Origin of the sequence: Flavobacterium sp. PS2, from assembly GCF_046250155.1 — a bacterium.
GTDB lineage: Bacteria > Bacteroidota > Bacteroidia > Flavobacteriales > Flavobacteriaceae > Flavobacterium.
The window spans coordinates 4,909,269-4,931,299 of sequence record NZ_CP176426.1 but is presented as its reverse complement, the minus strand read 5'-3'; the positions used below and the strand labels follow the sequence as shown (position 1 = coordinate 4,931,299).

At 34.9% G+C, this 22,031-nt stretch carries 17 protein-coding genes; 7 read left to right on the top strand and 10 right to left on the bottom strand.

Going from position 1 to position 22,031, the window contains the following annotated elements; all coding sequences use genetic code 11:
• Positions 1-27 precede the first annotated feature (27 nt).
• Both ACJ6WR_RS21350 and ACJ6WR_RS21345 read right to left on the bottom strand, forming a co-directional pair.
• Positions 28-1,110, bottom strand: a complete 1,083-nt coding sequence (locus ACJ6WR_RS21350; RefSeq protein ID WP_039114432.1) for an efflux RND transporter periplasmic adaptor subunit — start codon at positions 1,108-1,110, stop codon at positions 28-30.
• 176 nt (positions 1,111-1,286) lie between these two features.
• A complete protein-coding gene (locus ACJ6WR_RS21345; RefSeq protein ID WP_039114434.1) occupies positions 1,287-1,670 on the bottom strand; it encodes a hypothetical protein in 384 nt (127 codons plus the stop codon).
• A 450-nt stretch (positions 1,671-2,120) separates the two neighbouring features.
• Between ACJ6WR_RS21345 and ACJ6WR_RS21340 the strand changes: the two genes are divergently transcribed.
• From ACJ6WR_RS21340 to ACJ6WR_RS21320, 5 genes are all read left to right on the top strand, one after another.
• A complete protein-coding gene (locus tag ACJ6WR_RS21340) occupies positions 2,121-2,492 on the top strand; it encodes a hypothetical protein (protein ID WP_039114438.1) in 372 nt (123 codons plus the stop codon).
• A gap of 80 nt (positions 2,493-2,572) precedes the next feature.
• Positions 2,573-3,424 (top strand): hypothetical protein, encoded by an 852-nt coding sequence (locus tag ACJ6WR_RS21335; protein WP_409416427.1) that lies wholly within the window; start codon positions 2,573-2,575, stop codon positions 3,422-3,424.
• Between the two features lie 65 nt (positions 3,425-3,489).
• The gene (locus ACJ6WR_RS21330) at positions 3,490-5,484 is read left to right on the top strand and encodes a TonB-dependent receptor (RefSeq protein ID WP_409416426.1); all 1,995 of its coding nucleotides are present in this window, start codon (positions 3,490-3,492) and stop codon (positions 5,482-5,484) included.
• Positions 5,485-5,609: 125 nt separating this feature from the next.
• The gene (locus ACJ6WR_RS21325) at positions 5,610-6,680 is read left to right on the top strand and encodes a nitronate monooxygenase family protein (RefSeq protein ID WP_086894481.1); all 1,071 of its coding nucleotides are present in this window, start codon (positions 5,610-5,612) and stop codon (positions 6,678-6,680) included.
• 31 nt (positions 6,681-6,711) lie between these two features.
• On the top strand, positions 6,712-8,121 hold the full coding sequence (locus ACJ6WR_RS21320) for an MFS transporter (protein ID WP_086894482.1): 1,410 nt from the start codon (positions 6,712-6,714) through the stop codon (positions 8,119-8,121).
• A gap of 227 nt (positions 8,122-8,348) precedes the next feature.
• Here ACJ6WR_RS21320 and ACJ6WR_RS21315 read toward each other — a convergent pair whose 3' ends face one another.
• Both ACJ6WR_RS21315 and ACJ6WR_RS21310 read right to left on the bottom strand, forming a co-directional pair.
• Positions 8,349-9,647, bottom strand: coding sequence for a M20 family metallopeptidase (locus ACJ6WR_RS21315; RefSeq protein ID WP_086894483.1), 1,299 nt, complete (start codon positions 9,645-9,647; stop codon positions 8,349-8,351).
• A 124-nt stretch (positions 9,648-9,771) separates the two neighbouring features.
• Positions 9,772-10,419, bottom strand: coding sequence for a DUF1349 domain-containing protein (locus tag ACJ6WR_RS21310; protein WP_409416425.1), 648 nt, complete (start codon positions 10,417-10,419; stop codon positions 9,772-9,774).
• Between the two features lie 67 nt (positions 10,420-10,486).
• Between ACJ6WR_RS21310 and ACJ6WR_RS21305 the strand changes: the two genes are divergently transcribed.
• Positions 10,487-11,278: a response regulator transcription factor gene (locus tag ACJ6WR_RS21305; RefSeq protein WP_086894484.1), complete on the top strand. Its 792-nt coding sequence runs from the start codon at positions 10,487-10,489 to the stop codon at positions 11,276-11,278.
• 97 nt (positions 11,279-11,375) lie between these two features.
• Here ACJ6WR_RS21305 and ACJ6WR_RS21300 read toward each other — a convergent pair whose 3' ends face one another.
• From ACJ6WR_RS21300 to ACJ6WR_RS21285, 4 genes are all read right to left on the bottom strand, one after another.
• The gene (locus tag ACJ6WR_RS21300; protein ID WP_086894485.1) at positions 11,376-12,761 is read right to left on the bottom strand and encodes an efflux transporter outer membrane subunit; all 1,386 of its coding nucleotides are present in this window, start codon (positions 12,759-12,761) and stop codon (positions 11,376-11,378) included.
• A gap of 350 nt (positions 12,762-13,111) precedes the next feature.
• Positions 13,112-16,261, bottom strand: a complete 3,150-nt coding sequence (locus ACJ6WR_RS21295; RefSeq protein WP_409416424.1) for an efflux RND transporter permease subunit — start codon at positions 16,259-16,261, stop codon at positions 13,112-13,114.
• A 6-nt stretch (positions 16,262-16,267) separates the two neighbouring features.
• The gene (locus ACJ6WR_RS21290) at positions 16,268-17,392 is read right to left on the bottom strand and encodes an efflux RND transporter periplasmic adaptor subunit (protein ID WP_409416423.1); all 1,125 of its coding nucleotides are present in this window, start codon (positions 17,390-17,392) and stop codon (positions 16,268-16,270) included.
• Positions 17,393-17,400: 8 nt separating this feature from the next.
• Positions 17,401-17,898 carry a DUF2480 family protein gene (locus ACJ6WR_RS21285; protein WP_039120256.1) on the bottom strand — a complete coding sequence of 166 codons (498 nt, stop codon included), beginning with the start codon at positions 17,896-17,898 and terminating at the stop codon, positions 17,401-17,403.
• Between the two features lie 471 nt (positions 17,899-18,369).
• Between ACJ6WR_RS21285 and ACJ6WR_RS21280 the strand changes: the two genes are divergently transcribed.
• A complete protein-coding gene (locus ACJ6WR_RS21280; RefSeq protein WP_207621520.1) occupies positions 18,370-18,945 on the top strand; it encodes a metalloregulator ArsR/SmtB family transcription factor in 576 nt (191 codons plus the stop codon).
• Positions 18,946-19,135: 190 nt separating this feature from the next.
• On the opposite strand, the gene ACJ6WR_RS21275 is transcribed toward ACJ6WR_RS21280, so the two are convergent.
• Together ACJ6WR_RS21275 and ACJ6WR_RS21270 are read right to left on the bottom strand one after the other, a co-directional pair.
• Positions 19,136-21,106 carry an OmpA family protein gene (locus ACJ6WR_RS21275; protein WP_409416422.1) on the bottom strand — a complete coding sequence of 657 codons (1,971 nt, stop codon included), beginning with the start codon at positions 21,104-21,106 and terminating at the stop codon, positions 19,136-19,138.
• An 11-nt stretch (positions 21,107-21,117) separates the two neighbouring features.
• On the bottom strand, positions 21,118-22,023 hold the full coding sequence (locus ACJ6WR_RS21270; RefSeq protein WP_409416421.1) for a type IX secretion system membrane protein PorP/SprF: 906 nt from the start codon (positions 22,021-22,023) through the stop codon (positions 21,118-21,120).
• Positions 22,024-22,031 lie beyond the last annotated feature (8 nt).

Sequence of the window (22,031 nt, the reverse complement as noted above, 5' to 3'; positions counted from 1 at the left end):
CTGTTACTGAACACTGAACACTTCCCCCTACTCCGCTTTTAATCGTAAATTATTAATCACTTTTTGAGGAGCGATATAGCTAAATTTAATCTTATCATTATCTTTTACTTTCTGAACTCCTTCAAGTAAAATTTTATCATTTTCAGTAAGTCCGCTGCTTATTACATACAGATCTGGGATTTCGCCAGTAATACTGATTTCTCTAGAACTCACTTTATTATTTTTATCTACAATAAAAACATATTTTTTATCCTGAATTTCGTAAGTCGCTTTTTGTGGAATCACAATCGCGTTTTTAAGCGGTACAAGCATTTGTACTTGTCCTGTTTCTCCGTTTCTAAGTAATTTAGCCGAATTAGGGAATCTTGCTCTAAAGGCGATATTTCCTGTTTCATTATTAAATTCACTTTCGATAACTTCTACGTTTCCTTTATCTTTAAAAAGTTGACCATTTGCTAAAACCAAATTCACTTTAGTTTCTGCACGATCTTTCACATCCGTTTGATATTGAAGATATTCTGGCTCAGAAACATTGAAATAAGCAAACATCTGACTGTTGTCTGAAAGACTTGTCAATAATTCGCCTTCATCAATAAGACTTCCAAGTTTTAACGGAATACGATCGATTGTTCCGTCAAACGGAGCTCTGATTTCGGTAAATGACAAATGTAGTTTTGCCAATGCAACCTCTGCTTTTGCAGCCTGAAGTTTTGATAATGCTACCGCTTGTTCGTTTTTAGAAACGATATTTTTGTCTGCCAACATTTTAGTATTCTGCAATTCGATTTCAGCAGCTTTTTGTTCTGCCTGAGCTTTAAGCAACTCAGCTTCATACATTTTTGGCTGAATTTTAAACAATAATTGTCCAGCTTTTACAAACTGTCCTTCATCAACATAAATATTTTGTAAAAACCCTTTTTCCTGGGCGCGGAGTTCGATGTTACGTACAGATTTGATCTGCGAAACATACTCTTTAGTAAACGAAGTGTCTATTTTTACAGGGTTTGTTACTGTAAATTTTTCAGCTTCTTCTTTTTCTTCTTTTTTAGTTGTACAACTAGTTAGGCACACAAGGGCTATTAAGCCTGTGAACAAGATAATTCTCTTCATGGTATAAAATGGAAATTAAGCGATTGAATGCTTGGAATGCAATGATTCCTTTGGATGTTAAAAAGACATCAGTAGCCATAGTTATGCACGAACAGTCATACAAGAAGAAGTACTAAATATACAACAACAAGATATGCATCATAATCACACTTTAGGTAACCGATGTATCTTGTTTATCAGATTCTTAATACTCGTTGAGTAATATAAATAGGATTGGATTGGCCACAAAATGGCGTGAAGATTTTAAAACTATTTTGATGATGGTCTAAAATAGATTGACAAGAGAGTGTCAAATACCAATTATCTAATAAGCTATAATTTCCTGTAAAAAGTTTATCAGAAATTCCATCTTTGATATCTCCTCCAAGGTGTTCCTCGTCGATATCTAAGTCGGCATCTTCAATTAAAGAACTGCCTGAATCCTGATTAGTAAATTTTACTCGGTGTTTTTTCTCTAAACTATGAGAAGAAGAATTTTGATGTGTACCGGCATTAAGATATTGACCTCCGCCTAGCAGAAGCAAACTTAAATACACAAATATCACAACGATTTTTTTCATTTGGGGTCAAAAGTAAACAAAGTATTGAAACAAAAAAAGAATTTTCACTAGGCTTTAACAAGTAAAAGCCAACGAAAACGTTTTCTATTAGTTATCAAATAGTTAAATAACTCAAATCTTGTATTAATTTCTTAAAATAGTAACATTAATGATGTTTTTTTTAGAAATATTTTATCCCATTAAATGCTACATTATTTCTGGTAACTTAAAAAAAGATCTTTTTTGTGTATAGCTATTTTAGGACGATACAATAAAATTAAACCTAGAATACAGAGTCTTATTTTATTCTTTTATGCAGATGTAACTGATTTAGCGCTATTCTTTTAGATTTACTTCGGTTTTATTTTTAAACGTAGAAATTAAATATTCTTCGTGTCTATTTTGCTTAATATGACATGAATCATATTTTGTAAAAAAAACAGGCCATAACTTTGTGTTTTCTATAAGTAAATGAAAACCCTTGCCTATATATTTTTAATAACTATGATTTTAAGACCTGTCTTTCCTGTCTTAGATTACATTATTAATTATGATTATATAGCGACTGAACTTTGCGAAAACAAAAACCAACCAGAATTAGATTGTAAAGGGAAATGTCATTTAAAAAAGGAATTAGGAAAAGCAACCGAAGATGATTCTTCATCTTCATCAGAAAAAAAGAGCTTTCCTACTGGATTAGATCTATTATTTCTGGAAAAAATCAACTCATTTAATTTTAAACTCATTTTCAAATCCATTTTGAAGAATGATATTTTGCCTATAAATCTATATTCTCATTTCAATATTGATTTAATATTTCATCCACCTACTCTTCAGTATTAATTTTCGGAATTTTTATTAATTGTCTTATCGGTAATACAAACCGACAAGCTGCATATTATCCATTTTTAAATTTAATACTTATGAAAAATTTTAAATATTTATCTATTCTTTTTGTTGCAATTACTCTTTTTTCTTGTTCTTCTGATAGTGATTTTACACCCGAAAAACCTATTGATGAAATATCAGGACTTACAAAAATTCAAGAATTATCTAATGATAATCATATCATCGAACTTTATTCTGAAACTGGAAAACTAACCCAAGGTTACAATCAGATTTCATTAAGAATAAAAGACAAAAACACCAATACATACATTACCAACGCTTCCTTAAATTGGATGCCAATAATGAATATGGCTACCATGCAACATTCTTGTCCTAAGTCTCTAATCGAAAAGGTTTCTGGTAAACAAACACTATACGATGGTACTATTATTTTTCAGATGGCTCAGAATGACAAGGATTTTTGGGAATTAAAAATTAACTATACTATTAATGCTGTAGATTATACTGTAACAGCACCTATAAGTGTATTTGCATCTGAGAAACGTACTGTAAACTCTTTTACAGGAACTGATGGTGTAAGATATGTTTTGGCTTACATTGCTCCTAAAAGCCCGAAAATTGGGTTGAATAATATGACCGTAGGGCTATATAAAATGCAAGATATGATGACGTTTTCTGTGATTGATAATTTTAAAGTAAAAATTGACCCACGTATGCCAAGTATGGGCAATCATAGTTCTCCAAACAATACCGATTTAACACAATCGATAACGCAAGGATTTTATAACGGAAATCTTTCCCTGACCATGACTGGTTATTGGAAAATTAACCTCCAACTCTTAAATGCTTCTGGCGAAATATTGAAAGGAGAAGAGTTTACTCCCGAAAATACCTCAAGCAGTCTCTTCTTTGAGATTGAATTTTAATCATTTTATTAGTAACAAAATAAGGACTAAGTGGCAACGCTTAGTCCATCCCTATTTGTGATATTATGAAAATTATAGCAACAATTCTGTTAGCAGCATTTTCAACTATTTGCTTTGCACAGAAAAAAGAAAAAGATAGTATTTCGCCCATTGATCTTAATGAAATTATTGTTATTGGAAAAAAAATGCCAGTATCTCAAAAACAACCTAAATCTCTTGCGACTGTCGAAGAATATTTACAACAATCATCTAAAGTAAATATGGTACGAAGAGGCGGATATGCACTCGAACCTATTATCAATAGTATGGCTACAGAACGAACTGTTATCACGATTGATGGCATGCGTATTTTTGGAGCTTGTACCGATAAAATGGATCCTGTAACTTCTTATGTAGAGATATCAAACTTATCTGAAGCCAATATTGCTTCAGGTCAGCAAGGAAGTTGTCATGGCCCTACAATTGGCGGAGGAATTGATTTAAAACGAACCAATCTTACTCAAAGAGAATTAGGATGGAATGGGAATTTAAGAACGGGATATGAAACCAATAATCAGCACAAGATCATAGGGACATCTATAGGTTACAACAATAGTTCTTTTTATATCAATACTGATTTTATGTATCGTGATGCCGAAAATTACAAAGCGGGAAACGATGAAGAAATAAACTTTTCGCAATTTACAAAATACAACCTATCGGCAACAGCGGGTTATTATTTAAACAAAAAGAGTTTAATAGAAGGTTCGATAATTTATGATAAAGCTACGGATGTAGGTTATCCTGCGCTACCAATGGATGTTTCTTTGGCGAAAGCTACAATAACTTCGTTGCGTTATAGCTATACTCCTGCTTCTAACTATTTTGCCAATTGGGAAACCAAAGTATACTTTAATACCATTACTCACAGAATGGATGATACCAAAAGACCAAGCGTCCCTATTCATATGGATATGCCGGGTTGGTCAGACACCTACGGATACTACTCTAAACTAAAGGGGAAATTTAAAAACCATCACTTCATGGCAAACCTGAATAGTTTTTATAACAAATCGGTTGCCGAGATGACAATGTATCCAAACAATCCCAAAGAAAATGCAATGTTTATGTACACTTGGCCCGATGTGCGAACACTTTATAACGGATTATATCTAGAAGATGCAATACAAATTTCCTCAAATACTGATATTAAACTTTCTGCAAACATCGGAATGCATTCTAATAAAGGGGCTGATGAATTTGGTTTACAAAGTCTACAGATTTTTTATCCTGATATGGATGCATCCAAAAATAGAATTCTGAAAAGCCTTTCTGGGAATTACCACGTGCATCACGATAAATTAGAATATGGTTTTGGTTTAGCCTACGGCGAAAGAGCACCTTCAGTTTCAGAGGGATATGGATACTATTTGTACAATAGTAATGATTTTTATGATTATGTAGGAAATCCAAATCTGAGAAACGAAAAATCATTTGAAGCTAATCTCTCATTTGGATTTAAAACCGAAAAATTTACTTCAAAATTAACTTCTTCCTTTTTCCATATTCAGGATTATATCGTCGGGAAAATTGATGCTAACATACAACCTATGACTATTGGAGCCTCGGGAGTAAAAGTATATAATGCATTAAATTATGCATCAATTTTTAATACCGATTTAAACCTAGAATATAAAATAGCCGAAAACTGGAATTTCAAAACCATGTTCGTTTATAGCTACGGAAAAGATAATGATAACAATAATCTGCCATTTATAAGTCCGTTGCGTTATTCGGGAAGCATTCAATACAAAAAAGAGAACTTTAATTTAGGATTTGGCGCTTCTGGAAATCTGGCGAAAACAAAATTCGCTTCGGTATATGGAGAAACCAAAACACCTGATTATGTAATTTTTAATTTCAATTCTGGATATACATTTCCATGGAACGATAACAAGTTAAATATTCAGGCTGGAATCGAAAATATTCTTGATAAATATTACACCACATTCTCTGATTGGAATAAGATTCCGAGACAAGGAAGAAACTTTTTTATTAATGTTTCTTATAGTTTGTTTTAAGTAATGAAAATTAGGATTCTGATTATTTCTTAATTCAGAAATGATTAATTTTGATATCAACAGTAAATAAAAATCTTGTTTACTAATAATTACTTCTGTCATTAATCGTAAGAAAGAACAAAATTATGTGGCACAAAACCAAATTAACCAAAATTCTGAAAATTAAATACCCTATTCTTCAAGGTCCATTGGGTGCAGGTTTTTCTACTGTAGATTTACTTACTTCAGTTTCAGATGCGGGAGGTTTGGGTAGTTTTGGAGCTTATACGCTTACACCACAAGAAATTCTGGAAGCTGGCAATAAAATAAATGCAGCAACAGACAAACCATATAATATTAATTTGTGGGTATCGGATGTCGATGAACGATTGAAAAATTATTCGCCCGAAAGTTTAGCAAGAATAACAACCATATTTAAGCCTTATTTCGATCAATTAAACATTCCGATTCCTGATCTAAATATTGACATTCCATCAAAATTTGAACAGCAAGTTGAAGTTCTGTTCCAGATAAAACCTGCCATTTTCAGCTTTGCATTTGGAGTTCCATCAGAAGATATATTAAACGAATGCCGTCGTTTAGGGATTAAAACTGTTGGTAGTGCCACTACCCTAGATGAAGCTTTATTTCTCGAAAGTCATAAAGTTGATGCCATTGTTGCAGCAGGATTTGAAGCTGGTGGTCATCGCCCTTCTTTTCTAAAACCCGCAGAAGATTCTTTAACAGGTACATTTGCCTTAGTACAACAGCTGAAAGCCAAGATAAAAACACCCATTATAGCCGCCGGAGGTATTGTAGATGCTAAAGGTGTTGCTGCAGCACTTACTTTAGGCGCAGATGCGGTACAATTAGGAACTGCTTTTTTAGCTTGCGATGAATCGGGTGCCACACCCGAACATAAAAAAGCATTGTTTTCTGAAGCTTCACAATATACCTTACTTTCTAAATCGCTTACTGGAAGAATGGGTAGAATGATGACCAATCGCATTGCCGAAGAAATAAAGTTTGAAACCGAAGTATTACCATTTCCGCTTCAGACAAGATTAATAGCTGCTCTTAAAACAGCTGCATTCGCTCAAGGAAAAACCGAATTGATTAATTTCTGGTCTGGACAAAATGCAATTAATCTAAAGCATACTAATGCCAAAGAATTAATGCTCTCCTTAATTAATAAAACTAATAAAATATTGAAATAAATCCATATTTAAATTCTAACCAAACAAAAATATGAATGCAAATAGTGCAGGGCAAAATAATGAAACAATCAAAAAAGTATTACCACTTATTTTGGCGACTTCTATTTTTATGCAAATGCTTGATTCTACTATTCTTAATACGTCGATAACTTCTATTGCCAAAGACTTAAACGAATCACCGCTGGACATGCAAAATGCTATTATCAGCTATGTTCTGACCTTAGCACTCTTTATGCCTGTTAGCGGATTTTTATCTGATAAATTCGGCACCAAGAAAGTATTTATGTTTGCGTTATTGTTATTTAGTGTTGGGTCTTTATTCTGTTCGCTTTCCCAAAATTTAACTCATTTGGTTTTTTCCCGTGTGATTCAGGGTATTGGAGGAAGTTTAATGACACCAGTAGGAAAGCTTGCACTTATTAAAACATTCCCTAAAAAAGAGTTATTAAAGGCAATGAATTTTGCCATTATTCCTGCCTTAATTGGTCCGGTATTGGGTCCATTAGTTGGTGGGTATATGGTCGATTATTTATCATGGCACTGGATTTTCCTGATCAATATTCCGTTTGGAATTATTGGTATTCTTTTAAGTTTAAAATACATGCCTGATTACAAATCACCTATAATCGATTTTGATTTAAAAGGCTTCCTTATCTTTGCTGCAGCTTCGCTCCTCTTGTCTATTTCTTTAGAATTATTTGGCAACACAGTTCAGTTAACACCTGTTTTACTGATCTTAATGGCAGGTTTTTTAATGTTGTATTGGTACTATCGTCATGCTGTGACTGACAAAAATCCTCTTTTCCCTTTAAATTTATTTCAGGTAAGAACCTTTCGTGTGGGCATAATAGGTAATCTCGCTACTCGTTTGGGTTTTAGTTCAATCCCTTTATTATTACCTATGATGATTCAGATTGCTTACGGTCAATCGGCAGTAACCTCGGGGTGGATTGTTGCTCCCATGGCTCTTACTGCTATGTTTGGAAAATCGGCAGTAATAAAAATTTTAAATACTTACGGATATAGAAAGACTTTAATGGTGAATACCTTTATTATCGGTGTCCTAATTTGCGCTCTTGCCATTCCATCTATTCATACATCTATCTATTGGTATGTTCCTATTATTTCGGTATTGGGTTTCTTTAACTCCATACAGTTTACCTCTATGAATTCTATTTCTATTGCCGATTTAAGAAACTATCATACAAGTAGTGGTAACTCATTAGTTTCTGTAAATCAGCAGTTGGCTATTGGTTTTGGTATTGCTTTCGGACTATTGGTTCTCAAAATTTTTCAGGGTGATGTAAAACTCATTCACAACGAAATTCACAATGCTTTTCGATATACATTTTTAGTTGTGGGCTTTTTGACAATTCTATCTGGTTTAGTTTTCAGAAGACTGCATGATAAAGATGGTGACAATTTAAAGTCAGGAATTTAACTGCATTTTTTTGCTTCACCATAGCAATAAATTACTTGACATAATTTTATAAAAAAGCCTGTAAACATAATAATTACAGGCTTTTTTATATCTCTTTTTTCTTTACTTCTGTTTATTTATCGTCGAATAAATGATTAGGCTTCATTCTTTTTGTACAAAAGCATTGACAGATAAAAATGTTAAATCAATAATTATTCTATTTTTCATGCATAAAAGATGTGCGGTTGCTATTTGGTATTTAGTCTTTCAATTATTAAAGATGAGAAACTCCTAACACCTATTTTTATACTTTCTTCATCAACTGTAAAATTAGGGGCGTGATTCATTGCTACAATCCCTTTTTCACTATTTGATCCTCCCAACAAGAAATATACTCCTGGTATTTTTTGTTGAAAATAAGCAAAATCATCATTGAAATATGGAATTTGTCCAAAATCATTTACCATCAAATTATTTCCATAAATTTTATTTAGCGATTTTATGGCTTTTTTGGTCAAGTTTTCATCATTAATTACTGTTGGATTTTCTTGTATAAAAGATAGTGAGATCACTTTTTGGGTATATTTCTCTTTGGCCAGTAACTCTTCTATTTCAGGTATTATTTTTGGCAGATTCGATTTATTGGTTTCATACAGATAGGCTTCTAAAAAAAGTTCTCCATTTTTTGAGTAGACATTAAATTGACCGTCGACAAAAAGATAATCTTTAAAAATTGTATTCTGATTCATTAATCCAATTTCAGGATCAAGCATAGATTGTATTTCCCATGGTTTTGTACCGCTTTGGTTACGAGAAAGCAAACTCTGAATTTTCGCTGTAAGCGCTTTGGTTTCGTCTTTCGACAATTCATCTTTCAATTTGATTCTGATTCGTTTTTGGTACGCAAACATTTCATTTGGTTTCACCATAATTTCCCCTACCGGCAACGCGCTTATATGTAGAGCATAAATTTCTTCGGGATTTATTTTAGAAAATAAGCCTTTGTCGATCATACCTTTTGCTCCGACAAATGTTTCTTCTTCTGATTGAAATATAAAATAAACTGTTCCTTTTAATGATGCTTTGTTTTTCGAAAGTATTTCGGCTATTCCCAGTGCAATTGCAAGATGTACGTCATGTCCGCAACCATGCTGTATTCCTTTTATTTTAGATTTAAAATCAACCTTATCAGGAAAATCATTTGGCAAGGCATCCATATCCGCTCTCCACGCAATACTTTTTCCTTTTTTTTCTCCTTTCAAAATGCCCACAATACTATACCCGTGTACATCCATTACAACTTCGATCCCTAAGTCTAACAAATATTGCTTTATGATTTCCTGGGTACGTTTTTCATTTCCTGCCAATTCGGGATTTTCATGAAAATCTCTTCTAAGTTCTACCAGCTTACCGTAAATTTTGTCAGTATCTGCCGAAATGCGTTTATGAATTGCATTTTCGACAGATAGTCCTGACGGATTTTCTTTATCTATTTGTTCTAAGTTAAAGATAAATACCAGAATAAATATTGATAGAATAAGTTTCATATGTTTGAAGGTTGTTCTTTTATAGACGGCATTAATAATATAAAGGTTACATGTTTTTAATCATTCTTTATTAAATAGCCCAAAAAGCTTTCAAATTTAGAACTCCAAATAATGCAAAAAAGGTCTATTGGTGATCTTTAAGCCACTCTAAACGTCTCTGATCTGCAAGATGTTTTACAGAAAAATTTTCGAATTTTGCTTCAAATCCGTTTCCATCAGGACAAGCTGCCATAAGTCCTACCATAACAGGGATATTATCCTGCAATGGGGCATTACGAGTCAGAATATAGTTTTTATCATCCAAAGAATAATAAATTTCTACAGCGTCTAATCTGCGTACAGCCTTAATCCATACAAAAGGAGGAACTTTGTCCAGTACATTCACACTCCAGTCGCTCTTTTCATGTGTTACAACCGTACTGATATTAAACTTACCGTCTACAAACTCAACGCCGGTTTTAATATAATTTTTTTCATCTACACGAATCATAAGTCCCATCTGGTCGAAACGGTTTTTATAATTTCCTGTTAGTTTTACTTTTGTTTCAAATTCACCTCCGTACATACTGTAATAAAATGGACCATCGTCAACAGTAAATCCATAATGCGAGATTCTCCAATAATCACTTTTTGGTGTAACCTGCATAATTAAGCTATTGTCTTTTATCTGCCATTTTTCAGGCTCATTAAACCAATGCATTTTTTCAAGACTCTGTGCATTTATTTCAGTTAAGCTCAATAAGAGCCCAATAGCTAATATAGTTTTTTTCATAAGTTTGTTATAGATTTGAAATGTTACCTTGTGCATTCCAAAATTATAAATTAATATTCTACATCAAATGGCTATAAATAACCATCAGGATACTGAAAATATTCGTGAGTTACTTGATATAAAACTATTTTCTCAGCCTTTTTCAGGTTTTTCTCAGCCTAATATGCAACTCGACGATGGTAAAATGATCGCTAAACTATACGCCAAACTAGAAAACACAATTAGTGTACTTAGCGATTTAAAAGAAAGAAAAAGTTATATTTATTCTGGCGGAATCGCTCAGCAACTGGGATTTGAACCCAAGCAAACAGCCATAAACTCTATTTGGGAAGATGAATTATTGAGCCGGGTTCATCCGGAGGATCTTCAGAAAAAATACCGACTTGAGTTTCAGTTTTTTAAGCTACTGAAATCTATTAGTTTAAATGAGCGCCTTAATTATAATGTAATTACCAAACTGAGAATTAAAAACAACGAAGGTAAATATCTTTTGATAAAACATCGCTTACTATATCTTAGCAGCACAGATGAAGGAAATGTTTCACTAGTACTTTGCTTATACAACATGGTATATGATTATCCTGGATTTGATGTTCCTGATGGAGTGATTATTAATACCGCTACAGGGGTAATTTTAGATAGCGAACAAGGCCGTTTTGATGATTTGCTATCGATAAGAGAAGGAGAAATTATTCAGCTTATTAATTTAGGAATGCGAAGCAAAGAAATCGCAGATAAACTGTCCCTGAGCATACATACAGTAAATAGGCATCGCCAAAATATTTTTGAAAAACTCAATGTCAATAATGCCATGGAAGCCTGCAGAATTGCAAATGCCACGGGATTAATACCACGTTAGAATTTCCCCAAAAAAAAGAAGGGATAGTTTTTCAATTCAACTATCCCCTGCTTCAAATAAAACCAACAAATTAAATAATTATCATTTATTTTTTAAATTAATTCCATCCACCGCCAAGAGCGCGATACAAGTTTACAACGGCGTGCAATTTCTGACTTTGATCATCAATTCCTCTTAATTGTGCATTTAGTAAATTTTGTTCGGCTGTTAACACATCGGTATAATTAGTCGTCGAATTGTTTAATAATTCTTTATTAAAATCTACCGCTTTAAATAATGCTTCTAATTGTTTTTTCCTTTTTTCTTCTTTTAAAGCTGCGTTATCATATTTAGACAATGCATTCGAAACTTCTTCACTTGCTTTTAACATCGAAAGTTCAAAATTATACAACGCTTCTTTTTGCAAAGACAATGCTGTTGCCAATCTCGCTTTATTGATTCCTTTATTAAAAATTGGTTGTGCAAGCCCTCCGGCTATATTGCCAAAAAGTCCACCGTTTGTAAACCAATCTTTTAATCCGAAGCTAGAAAAACCAGCTGCTCCACTAATAGTCAAACTAGGATAAAAATAAGCTCTTGCTACATTACTTTCTTCAAATGCAGCTCTAAAATTATATTCGGCTTGTTGTACATCTGGTCTGTTTGCCAAAAGCTGCATCGGAACCCCAATTTTTAAATCATAAACAAGCTTTTGTTGTTCCAGAGAACCACGTACAATCTTAGTTGGAGATTTTGCCAGAAGCACACATAAAGCATGTTCGGTTTCGGTTATCTTTTGTTCTATATCCGGAATCGCTAATTCAGCTTCATAAAAGTTGGCTTCACTCTGCACAACAGCTACTCCATTAATAATAGAATTTTCGAAAAGAACCTTAATTGTTTCGGCATCAGTTTCTCTATTTTTGGCTGTCTTTTTAAGTACTTTTAATTGTTCGTCAAGTATAAGCAACTCATAATATGAATTGGCAATATTGGCTATTAGTTGAGTCTGAATAGCACGTTTGGCAGCATCTGTAGCCAATAAATTAGCAATAGCTCCTTTTTTAGCACTTTTTAATTTTCCCCAAACATCTACTTCCCATCCTGCTGTAATTCCCAAATCATATTGTGTTGATTGGTCGAAAAGTCCAAATCCTTGCGGGAAAGCCAATCTGGATTCTTTTACCGAAACATTCCCATCTACCGAAGGCAAGAAAGCAGCTTTTTTCAGTTTAAGATTTGCTGTAGATTGGTTAATGCGTTCTACTGCAATCTTTAAATCCAGATTTGCCGCTAATCCATCGGAAATAAGTTGCTGCAAAGCTGCATCAGTAAATAGCTCCGACCATTTCATCGTTGCCATATTTGTAGTATCCTTATTTTCAGGCTCACGATATTCTACTGTTGTTGCAGGTTTTGAATAGGATTTAGTGATTTTACACGAACTCCATATACTGGCAACAATCAGTATAATGACTATTAATTTATAATTATATTTCTTCATTATAATATGTTTTTATTTTTTATTTATTTGGGTGAAATTAACCGCAAGGTTCACAATCCCGAAGCGTCGGGATACGCAAAGTTCGCAAAGCAGGTTCAATACAAAGCTTTGCGAACTTTGCGTTTTTATAAAACCATCCTTGTAAAAAACTTTGTGTCCTTTGCGGTTAAAATTTTATCATAAGGTTCTCAAAGAAGGTTCAAGGCAAAGCTTTGCGAGCTTTGCGTTTTTATAAAACCATCCATCTAAAAAACTTTGCGCCCTTTGCGGTAAAATAATCGCAAAGCTATTCCCTCTGAACCTTTGAACCTTTGCTACTCTGAGCCTCCAAACCTTTGTTCCTTTCTTATCTAATCTAACATTCTCGGCTCATGCGCAGGTTCTTTTATTCCTCCAACTTTTTCCTGCATAGCCTGAAAAATGATAAACAAAACCGGAATCACAAAAACCCCGAATAATGTACCAATCAACATTCCGCCAACGGCTGCTGTACCAATAGACCTGTTACTTAATGCTCCTGCTCCTGTAGCAATCATCAACGGAATCAATCCGAAGATAAAAGCAAACGAGGTCATTAAAATAGGTCGTAATCTTGCTCTCGCTCCGAATATTGCCGACTGCACAAGACTTCTTCCGCTTAAGCGATGTAATAGTGCAAACTCTACAATAAGAATGGCATTTTTGGCTAAAAGCCCAATCAGCATTATCAAACTTATCTGAAGGAAAATATTGTTATCTACTCCAAAAAGATTCGCAAATATAAATGCTCCCGCAAGTCCTATTGGTAAGGATAACAACACCGAAAATGGTAAAATATAACTCTTGTATTGTGCACTTAGCAAGAAGTAAATAAAGATTAAACAAAGTCCGAAAATCAATGTTGTCTGACTTCCGCTGGAAAGTTCTTCTTTGGTTAAACCAGAAAATTCATAAGTATACCCTCTTTCTAGTGTTTGTGCTGCCACTTCCTCGATTGCTTTTATTGCATCTCCAGAACTATATCCTGCATTTGGCGCACCAGTAACTGTAGTAGATGTAAAAAGATTGAAACGATTTAAAAATTCTGGACCATACGTTTTTTTCAATGTTACAAACTCCGAAATTGGTGCCATTGCTCCTTTATCTGTTCGAACAAAAACTTTATTAATATCACTTTCTTTCGCTCTGTAATCAGGATGTGATTGTAACATTACTCGATATTGTTTTCCGAATTTATTAATATCAGAAGCGTAGATTCCACCAAAATAACCCTGAAGCGTATTAAGAACCGTGTTTACAGATACACCCGCGTCTTTACACTTTGCTACATTTACATTAACTTCCATTTCTGGGAAACCAATATTAAACGGACTTGTGGCATACATTATCTCTGGTCGCTGATTAATTGCTGCCATAAACTTCCCGATGTTCTTATCAAAATTCTGATAACTACCTCCCGTTTTATCTTGCAGTTGCACTTCGAATCCGTTACTGTTTCCGAATCCTTGCAAAGTTGGCGCAGCAAAGAAAATGATACTTGCTCCTTTTATATGTGAAGTTTTTTCAAACAACTGACTCACAATTGAATTAACATCCTGAGTTTTACCTTTCCTTTCATTCCAAGGCTTCAATCTAATGAATAATGCTCCGTAAGAACCTCCAGATCCGTGAATTAAATCCATCCCCGAAAGGGTCGATGATAGTTCTATTTCGGGAATACTTCTCGCGATATTATCTATTTCTTTTGTAATTTCTTCGGTACGTTCTAGTGTCGAAGATGGTGGTAAAACCACATTCCCAAAAATAGCTCCTCCATCATCATTAGGTACAAAACCTGTTGGTGTTGTTTTTATTAAAGCATAAAATACCATTCCGAATAGCGCAATTGCAACTAATGAAATCCATTTTCTGCGAATCAGGAATCGAACAGCACCAATATATTTATTGGTAACAGCATCAAAAGCAACATTAAAACTTGCATAGAATTTAGGCAGGAATCCTTTGGGATGATTTGATTTTTCTGAGTCATGTGGTTTTAGTAAAATAGCACAAAGAGCAGGACTTAAAGTCAATGCATTAATTGCCGAAATTAATATGGCTACTGCCAATGTTAAACCAAATTGTTTGTAAAATACACCCGCCGAACCTGTAATAAATGTAACAGGAATAAATACCGCCGACATAATTAAGGTAATAGATATTATCGCTCCGCTAATCTCGCTCATAGCATGAATGGTTGCTTTCTTAGCCGATTTTGCGCCTTGATCTAGTTTGGCATGAACTGCCTCGACGACTACAATCGCATCATCTACCACAATACCAATAGCAAGAACCAAAGCAAAAAGGGTCAATAAATTAATCGTAAATCCGAATAGTTTCAAGAAAAAGAAAGTACCAATAATCGATACAGGAACTGCAATCGCCGGAATTAATGTTGACCTGAAATCTTGTAAAAAGATAAACACAACTATAAAAACCAGAATAAATGCTTCGATAATCGTATAGATTACCTTTTCGATAGATGCGTCTAGAAAATCATTGGCATTTAAGAATGTATGATACTCTAATCCCGGAGGGAAATCCTTAGATGCTTTTTTTAATATATCTTCACAAGCAATAATTAATTCTCGAGCATTAGAACCCGAAATTTGACTTATCGCTCCTCCCGAAGAAACTTTTCCTTGGGTTATTAATGAAGTGGTATAATCTAAAGCTCCAAACTCGATATCGGCAACATCTTTTAAGCGCAATAAACTTCCTTGTTTACCGCTTCTCAAAACAATGTTTTCAAACTCTGCAGGGTTTTCAAGTCTTCCTGTAAATTTTAGAGCATACTGTACCGATTCTTTACTGTTTTCTCCAATTTTTCCAGGTGCAGCTTCAATATTTTGTTCTTGTAATGCTTTAATAATATCGTCTGGAACCAAGCCTTGATTTGCCATTGCATCGGGTTTTAACCAAATACGCATTGAATATTCCTGACTACTATAAATTTCAGTTCCTCCTACTCCTTCAACACGTTTCATCTCGGGCATGATATTTATCCTCAAATAATTATCAAGAAACTTTTCGTCGTACTTTCCGTCTTTGCTATATAACAAGAAACTAAAGGCGGTACTGCTTAACTGTTTGCTAGTTGTAATACCCGATTTAATAACCTCATTTGGTAACAAACTTGTTGCTTTAGTAACTCTGTTCTGAACATTTACCGCTGCCATATCGGGATTTGTTCCCTGTTTAAAGAATATGGTTATCGACGCTGTACCATTACTACTGGCTGTAGATGTCATATAGGTCATATTCTCGACTCCGTTTATTTGTTCTTCTAGCGGAACAATCACACTTTTCATAACCACATCAGCACTTGCTCCTTGGTAAGAAGCGGTTACAACAACTGTAGGTGGTGCAATTTCAGGGTATTGTGATATGGGCAGGGAAGCTAATCCCAGTAATCCTAAAATCACTATTATTATCGATATTACAGTGGATAATACTGGATTTTCTATAAATTTTCTAAACATGTCTTTTTATTTTTTTGATGATGGAACTATCGGTGCGATTTTCACTCCATCCCTTAAATTCCCTATTCCATCTGTAATTATAGTATCTCCAGATTTTACGCCTTCGGTTACTACATATTCTTTTTCTGTTGAGGTGTTTCTTATTTTTATTTCGGTATTATGCACTACATTTTTTGCATCTACAGTAAATACAAAAAAGCGTCCCTGTAACTCAAATACTGCTTTTTTAGGAACTAAAATCGCAGCTTCAAATTCTGTTGGAATGACAATTGTGGCACTTGCTCCACTCCATAATTTACCTTCTGGATTTGGGAAAACTGCTTTAAAATTTGCCGAACCAGTACTTGCATTTAATACTCCGCTTAAAGTCTGGATTTTTCCTTTTGATGGATATGTTCCTCCATCGGCAGTTACTAACGAAACCTCGGGCATATTCCTGAATTTATCTTTTAATTGATTCCCTGAATACTGACTCAAAAAAGAGTTTAATTGTTGCTGACTTAGCGAAAAATAAGCAAAGATATTTTTGGTATTAGCAACTGTAGTTAAAGGTTCTGGTGCCGAACTGCTTACTAAACTTCCTATTTTAAATGGCAAACTCCCTACTACTCCATTAATAGGACTCACGATATTGGTAAAAGCTAGTTTTGATTTAGACGCAGATAAATCGGCATTTGCCTGGCTTAATTCGGCTCTTTTTACTCGTTCAATATTTTTAGCAGATGTCAATTCATAGTTATTTATAATTTTCTTTTCTGCTAAAGCTGCTGTTCTTTTAGTCTGGATAACGGAGGTTTCCAGACTTGCTTCGGCTGCAAGAACTGCTGCTTTCTTATTATTTACTTCCTGCAAATAACTATTGGCATCTATTTTAAATAAAGGTTGTCCTTTGGCTACAGCCGAACCTTCTTCTACATAAACCTGCTCTATATATCCATCTACTTTGGAGCGTATTTCGACAGTTTGTTCTCCTTCTAAAGTCGTTGGAAATTCTACTGAAACATTGGCTTTTTGTGCCTTTAGCGTAAGCGTAGGATATGCTACTGGACTTTCTGTTTGTTCTGCGTTTTTGGAATTACATGAAACTATCAAAAGTGTTCCTATAATCAGTATTACTATTATTTTTTTCATTTGGTCGTTTATTTTCTTTTGTAAATCATTAAAGGAGAACCTGCTTCTCCCCACATTAGGGTTTGTACATATTTAATTAATTGGCTTGTGGCCAATACTAGAATTTCTTCGGGTATGGACGAATTGGCTTTTAGCACTACTTTTTGATTAATAAATGCCGAAAATTCTATTTTCCTTATTCTTTCCATCCATAAAATTCCTTCGTGATTTCCAATTGTCGAATACACCACTATCGATGCATGCGGAGCTAGTAATGAACTGATTAATACATACGCCCAAAGCGGAACTATGGCATCATTAGAACAAGTAATTACTACATCTTTTCCTTTATATTGGTTCCAATCGATATTAGCCATTTCTAATCGGAATGTCTTTTCTTGCAACATAAAATCTTCTATAAGAAATGGTACAATATCAAATATTATAAAATCATTTTCGATGGGTTTATACGACCGTAAATCGAGAGTTTGTATGCCTGAAGCATCTATTTTATTTATTATTTCCATATTTTGGATTATTAAAAAATTGGGTTATTTATTGAATTTTAATTTTTGAGTTTTGCTAATTTTTGGACATAGGTATCCCCCGCCCAACTTGAATACTATTTTTCTAGTATGTTGAGCACGTTGTAAAAACCGCTTTAATTTGAACTAAAGGTTTTTGAGATTTCTAAAATCTATAATGGAGAGTATGTACTATTTGTAGATTTTCATTAACACATTCCAGTACGGAACGATATATACAGGTAAATTAATCCTATCATATGAACTAATGGGTGGTGATTGTAATTCTAGTACCATAATCTATAGTTTGTATTAATAATTTCTGTAACTCTCAATATTGATTGCTCTTAGGATAATAATATCTGGCAATGAGCTTTGATAAGTTATGCAAAATTAATATTTTTGCATAATAAAACAACTAAATACTTGTTTTATTAATTTATGACTACAAATAAGATTTTAATGTTGCTCAAAATGCGAGGTCCTCTTACGGCTCTCGAGATTGCGCATGAGCTTAAGATAACAAAGGAAGGCGTTAGACAACAACTACTTAAACTTGTTGAAGAAGATTTTATTCATCCTCAAGAAGAGTCTAAAGGTGTTGGTAGACCTCAAAAAACTTTTAGCCTTACGGCGAATGGAAATTCGAAGTTTCCCGATACTCATGCCGAATTAACCCTAAAGTTGATTAACATTATTAACGCTATGGGTGGAGATACTATGCAAGCGGTTATTGATGTGTATGAAGAAAGTGGGAAAAAGAAGTATCATGAAGAAATTGATACTATTAATGATTTGGAACAAAAAATAGAAAAACTTGTCGAAATAAGAACAAGAGAAGGTTATATGGCGGAATACGCTAAGAATGACGATGGGTATCTTTTTGTCGAAAATCACTGTCCTATTTGTGCTGCTGCTACAATTTGCCAAGGTTTTTGTTCTTCCGAATTAAATACATTTAGATCTGTATTAGGAAAAGAAGTTAGCATTAATCGTGTGAGTCATATCATTGCGGGCGAAAGAAGATGTGCCTATCAGATTAGTATTTAGTTTTTAGTCGCGGTTTTCAGTGGCAGTTTTCAGTGGCAGTTTACAGTATCAGTTTACAGTAAAGCTTTGCGAAAAAACCTTTGCACTCTTTGCGGTTAATTTCTCTGCTACTGAAAACTGAAACTGAAAACTAAAAAAGCCCTTTCTAAACTTTAGAAAGGGCTTTTGATTGATTGACAATTAATTAAATTTAGTCCATTGAAACAACAATAAATTCACTTCTTCTGTTCAATTGGTGTTCTGCTTCTGTGCAAGGAACTCCATCGGAACAGTGGTTTACTAATTGACTCTCGCCATATCCTTTGGCGGTTAATCGATTAGATTTAATTCCGTTTTTTATCAACCATTGTTGGGTTGATTTGACTCTTCTGTCTGATAATGCCAGGTTGTATTTTGCTGTTTGACGACTATCGGTATGGGAGCGGATATCGATTTTCATCTTTGGGTATTGCTGCATTACTGCCAGGATTTTCTCTAGTTCGAAGGTGGCATCTTTGCGGATGATGGATTTATCTAAATCAAAATAGATGATAGGTATGTTTAGTGTTTTAGCTAAATCAGTTCCTACTGTGATTGGTTTGATGCGTTTTTCTAATTTTATATTTAGCTCTGTTTCTTCTGATTGTTCTTTTATGATTACTGGAGTTTCTATCGTTTCATAATCTTCTTTGGCTACTCGGATATGATAGGTTTTGTTACAATCTACCTTAAAGCTGTATGTTCCGTTTGCTGCTGTTGTAATCTCGCCTATTGTTTTAAATTGCTCGTCGAGCAGGGTTACTTTGGCGTTGTCTAGTATGGCGTTGGTTTCTTTGTCGGTTACTATTCCTTTTAGGATTTGTTCGCAGTTTAGTTTTCTGGTTTGGGTTAGTTTGTAAATATCATCGTTGCCGTTTCCTCCTTCTCGATTGGAGGTGAAGTATCCTTTTTGGGTTTTGCTATCGATGATAAATGCAAAGTCGTCTTGTTTGCTATTTATTGGTGCGCCTACGTTTTGTACTGTTGTAAAGGTGTTATCGTTGTTGTTCTTATCGCTGTTGTTATCATTGATTTTGGCAACGTATACATCGAGTCCGCCTAGTCCTGGTCGTCCGTCGCTGGCAAAATATAGCTGGTTGTCGTTTGCTATAAACGGGAAGGTTTCTCTGCCTTCGGTGTTGATTGTCTTTCCCAGGTTTTCTGGTTTTCCAAAGCTTTTGTCGCTGTTTATCGTTACGCTATACAAATCGGATTGGCCCAGTGTTCCTGGCATATCGGATGCGAAGTATAGTTTTTTCTCGTCATTGCTTAGTGCGGGATGCGCGGTGCTGTACTGGTCGCTATTAAATGGTAGTTCGCTTACGTTGGTCCATTTACCATCGATTTGTTCTGCTTTATAGAGTTTTAACAGGGTGATTTTTTGGTTGTCTTTGCCTCTTTTTCCTTCCAAGTAGTTGTTTCTTGTAAAGTACATTATTTTTCCGTCTTTGGTGAAAACGGGGGTGGATTCATTGAATTTGGAATTGATGTTCTTTTGAAATCGCTCTGGTGTTCCTAGTGTTCCATCGGCTTTTATTTCGGCGGTGTATAGGTTGGTGAAGGATTTATTGGTCCATTTGAATGTTTTTTTGGCTATGCCTCCGGTATCTCTGGCGGATGCAAATACGAGTTTGTTGTCGTAATAGGCGCTTCCGTAATCGGTTTGGGTGGAGTTGATTTTTGCGTCGGCTATTTCGTATCGTCCTGAGTTGGCTTTTATTTGCTCGAGGTAGTTTTTATTGTTTTCGAATAGTTCTCCTCTTTTATCGGCTGTCTTTTTTTTGTTAAAGGTCTCGAGGGTTTTATCTGCTTTGGCATAATCTCCTGTGGCTTTTAGGGTTTGTGCGTAGCGGTAGTAGTACTCGGGTTCTTGTTCTGGGTTCATTTCAAAAAGGGCCTGATACCATTTGGCGGCTTTGGTTAGTTCGCCATTAAAGTAGTAGGCGTTACCTAGTCTTTGGAACATTTCCTGGTCTTTGTATCCTTTTTCAGCTATTCTTTCGTAGGTGGCAATGGCATCGATATAGGCGTATTGGTTATAGTCTTTATCGGCTTTGTGCTGGCTTGCGCTTTGTGCTCTTCCGTTTAGTGTTATCAGTACTAAAAGGAGGGTGAGGGTGATGGCTATATAGTTTTTTTTCATCTTTGATGGTTTTAGAAGAATCTTGGTGAGGTTATTCGGCTGTAATTATTAAAGAATTCGAATCGCAGGAATATCTCGTGGGAACCTGAGTTGTAGTTGTTCAGGCGGGTGGTTTCGCGGTCGTAGGCGTAGCCTAGGTATAATCCGTCGCTTACCTGGAATCCTACCATGGCGCTTAGGGCTGCACTCCATCTGTAGGCGACTCCGGCTACAAATTTGTCATTGAACATGAAGTTGGCTGACAGGTCGACTTGTAATGGGGAACCTTCGACCATTTTGGTCAGTACGGCTGGTTTGAATTTGATATAGGGGTCTAGATCGAATACGTATCCGGCTATTAGGTAGTAGTTGATTTTGTCTTTGAAGATGGCGATATCATTATCGTTGTATCTGTTGGTTTCGATAAAGTTGGGTACGGATAGTCCGATGTAGGCTTTATCGGAATGCCAGTATACTCCTGCTCCTATGTTGGGGGTGAATTTGCTGTTTAGGTCTTGAAATTGTGGGTCGCCTTGTTGTTCTGGGTTTAGTTTACCGATGTCTAAATTGAACAAATTTGCGGTGGCTTTGATCCCGAAGGATAGCTTGAAGGTTTCGGATGTGGGTATGGTATAGGATAAATCGGCCGAGAATGTGTTTTCGTTTGTTGGTCCTATTTTATCATTTACCAGGGATACTCCAAGTCCTAAATTGCTATTGTTTAGTGGGGTGTTTAGGGAGAAGCTGCTGGTTTCGGGTGCTCCATCGAGTCCTACCCATTGGGTACGGTATAGTCCAAAGATGCTCATGGCTCCTCTGGAACCGGCATAGGCTGGGTTTATATTGATGGTATTGTACATGTATTGTGTAAACTGGGCATCTTGTTGTGCATGGCTTACTGCGGAAAAAAACATAAAAACGATTACTAATTTTCTCATTTATTTTT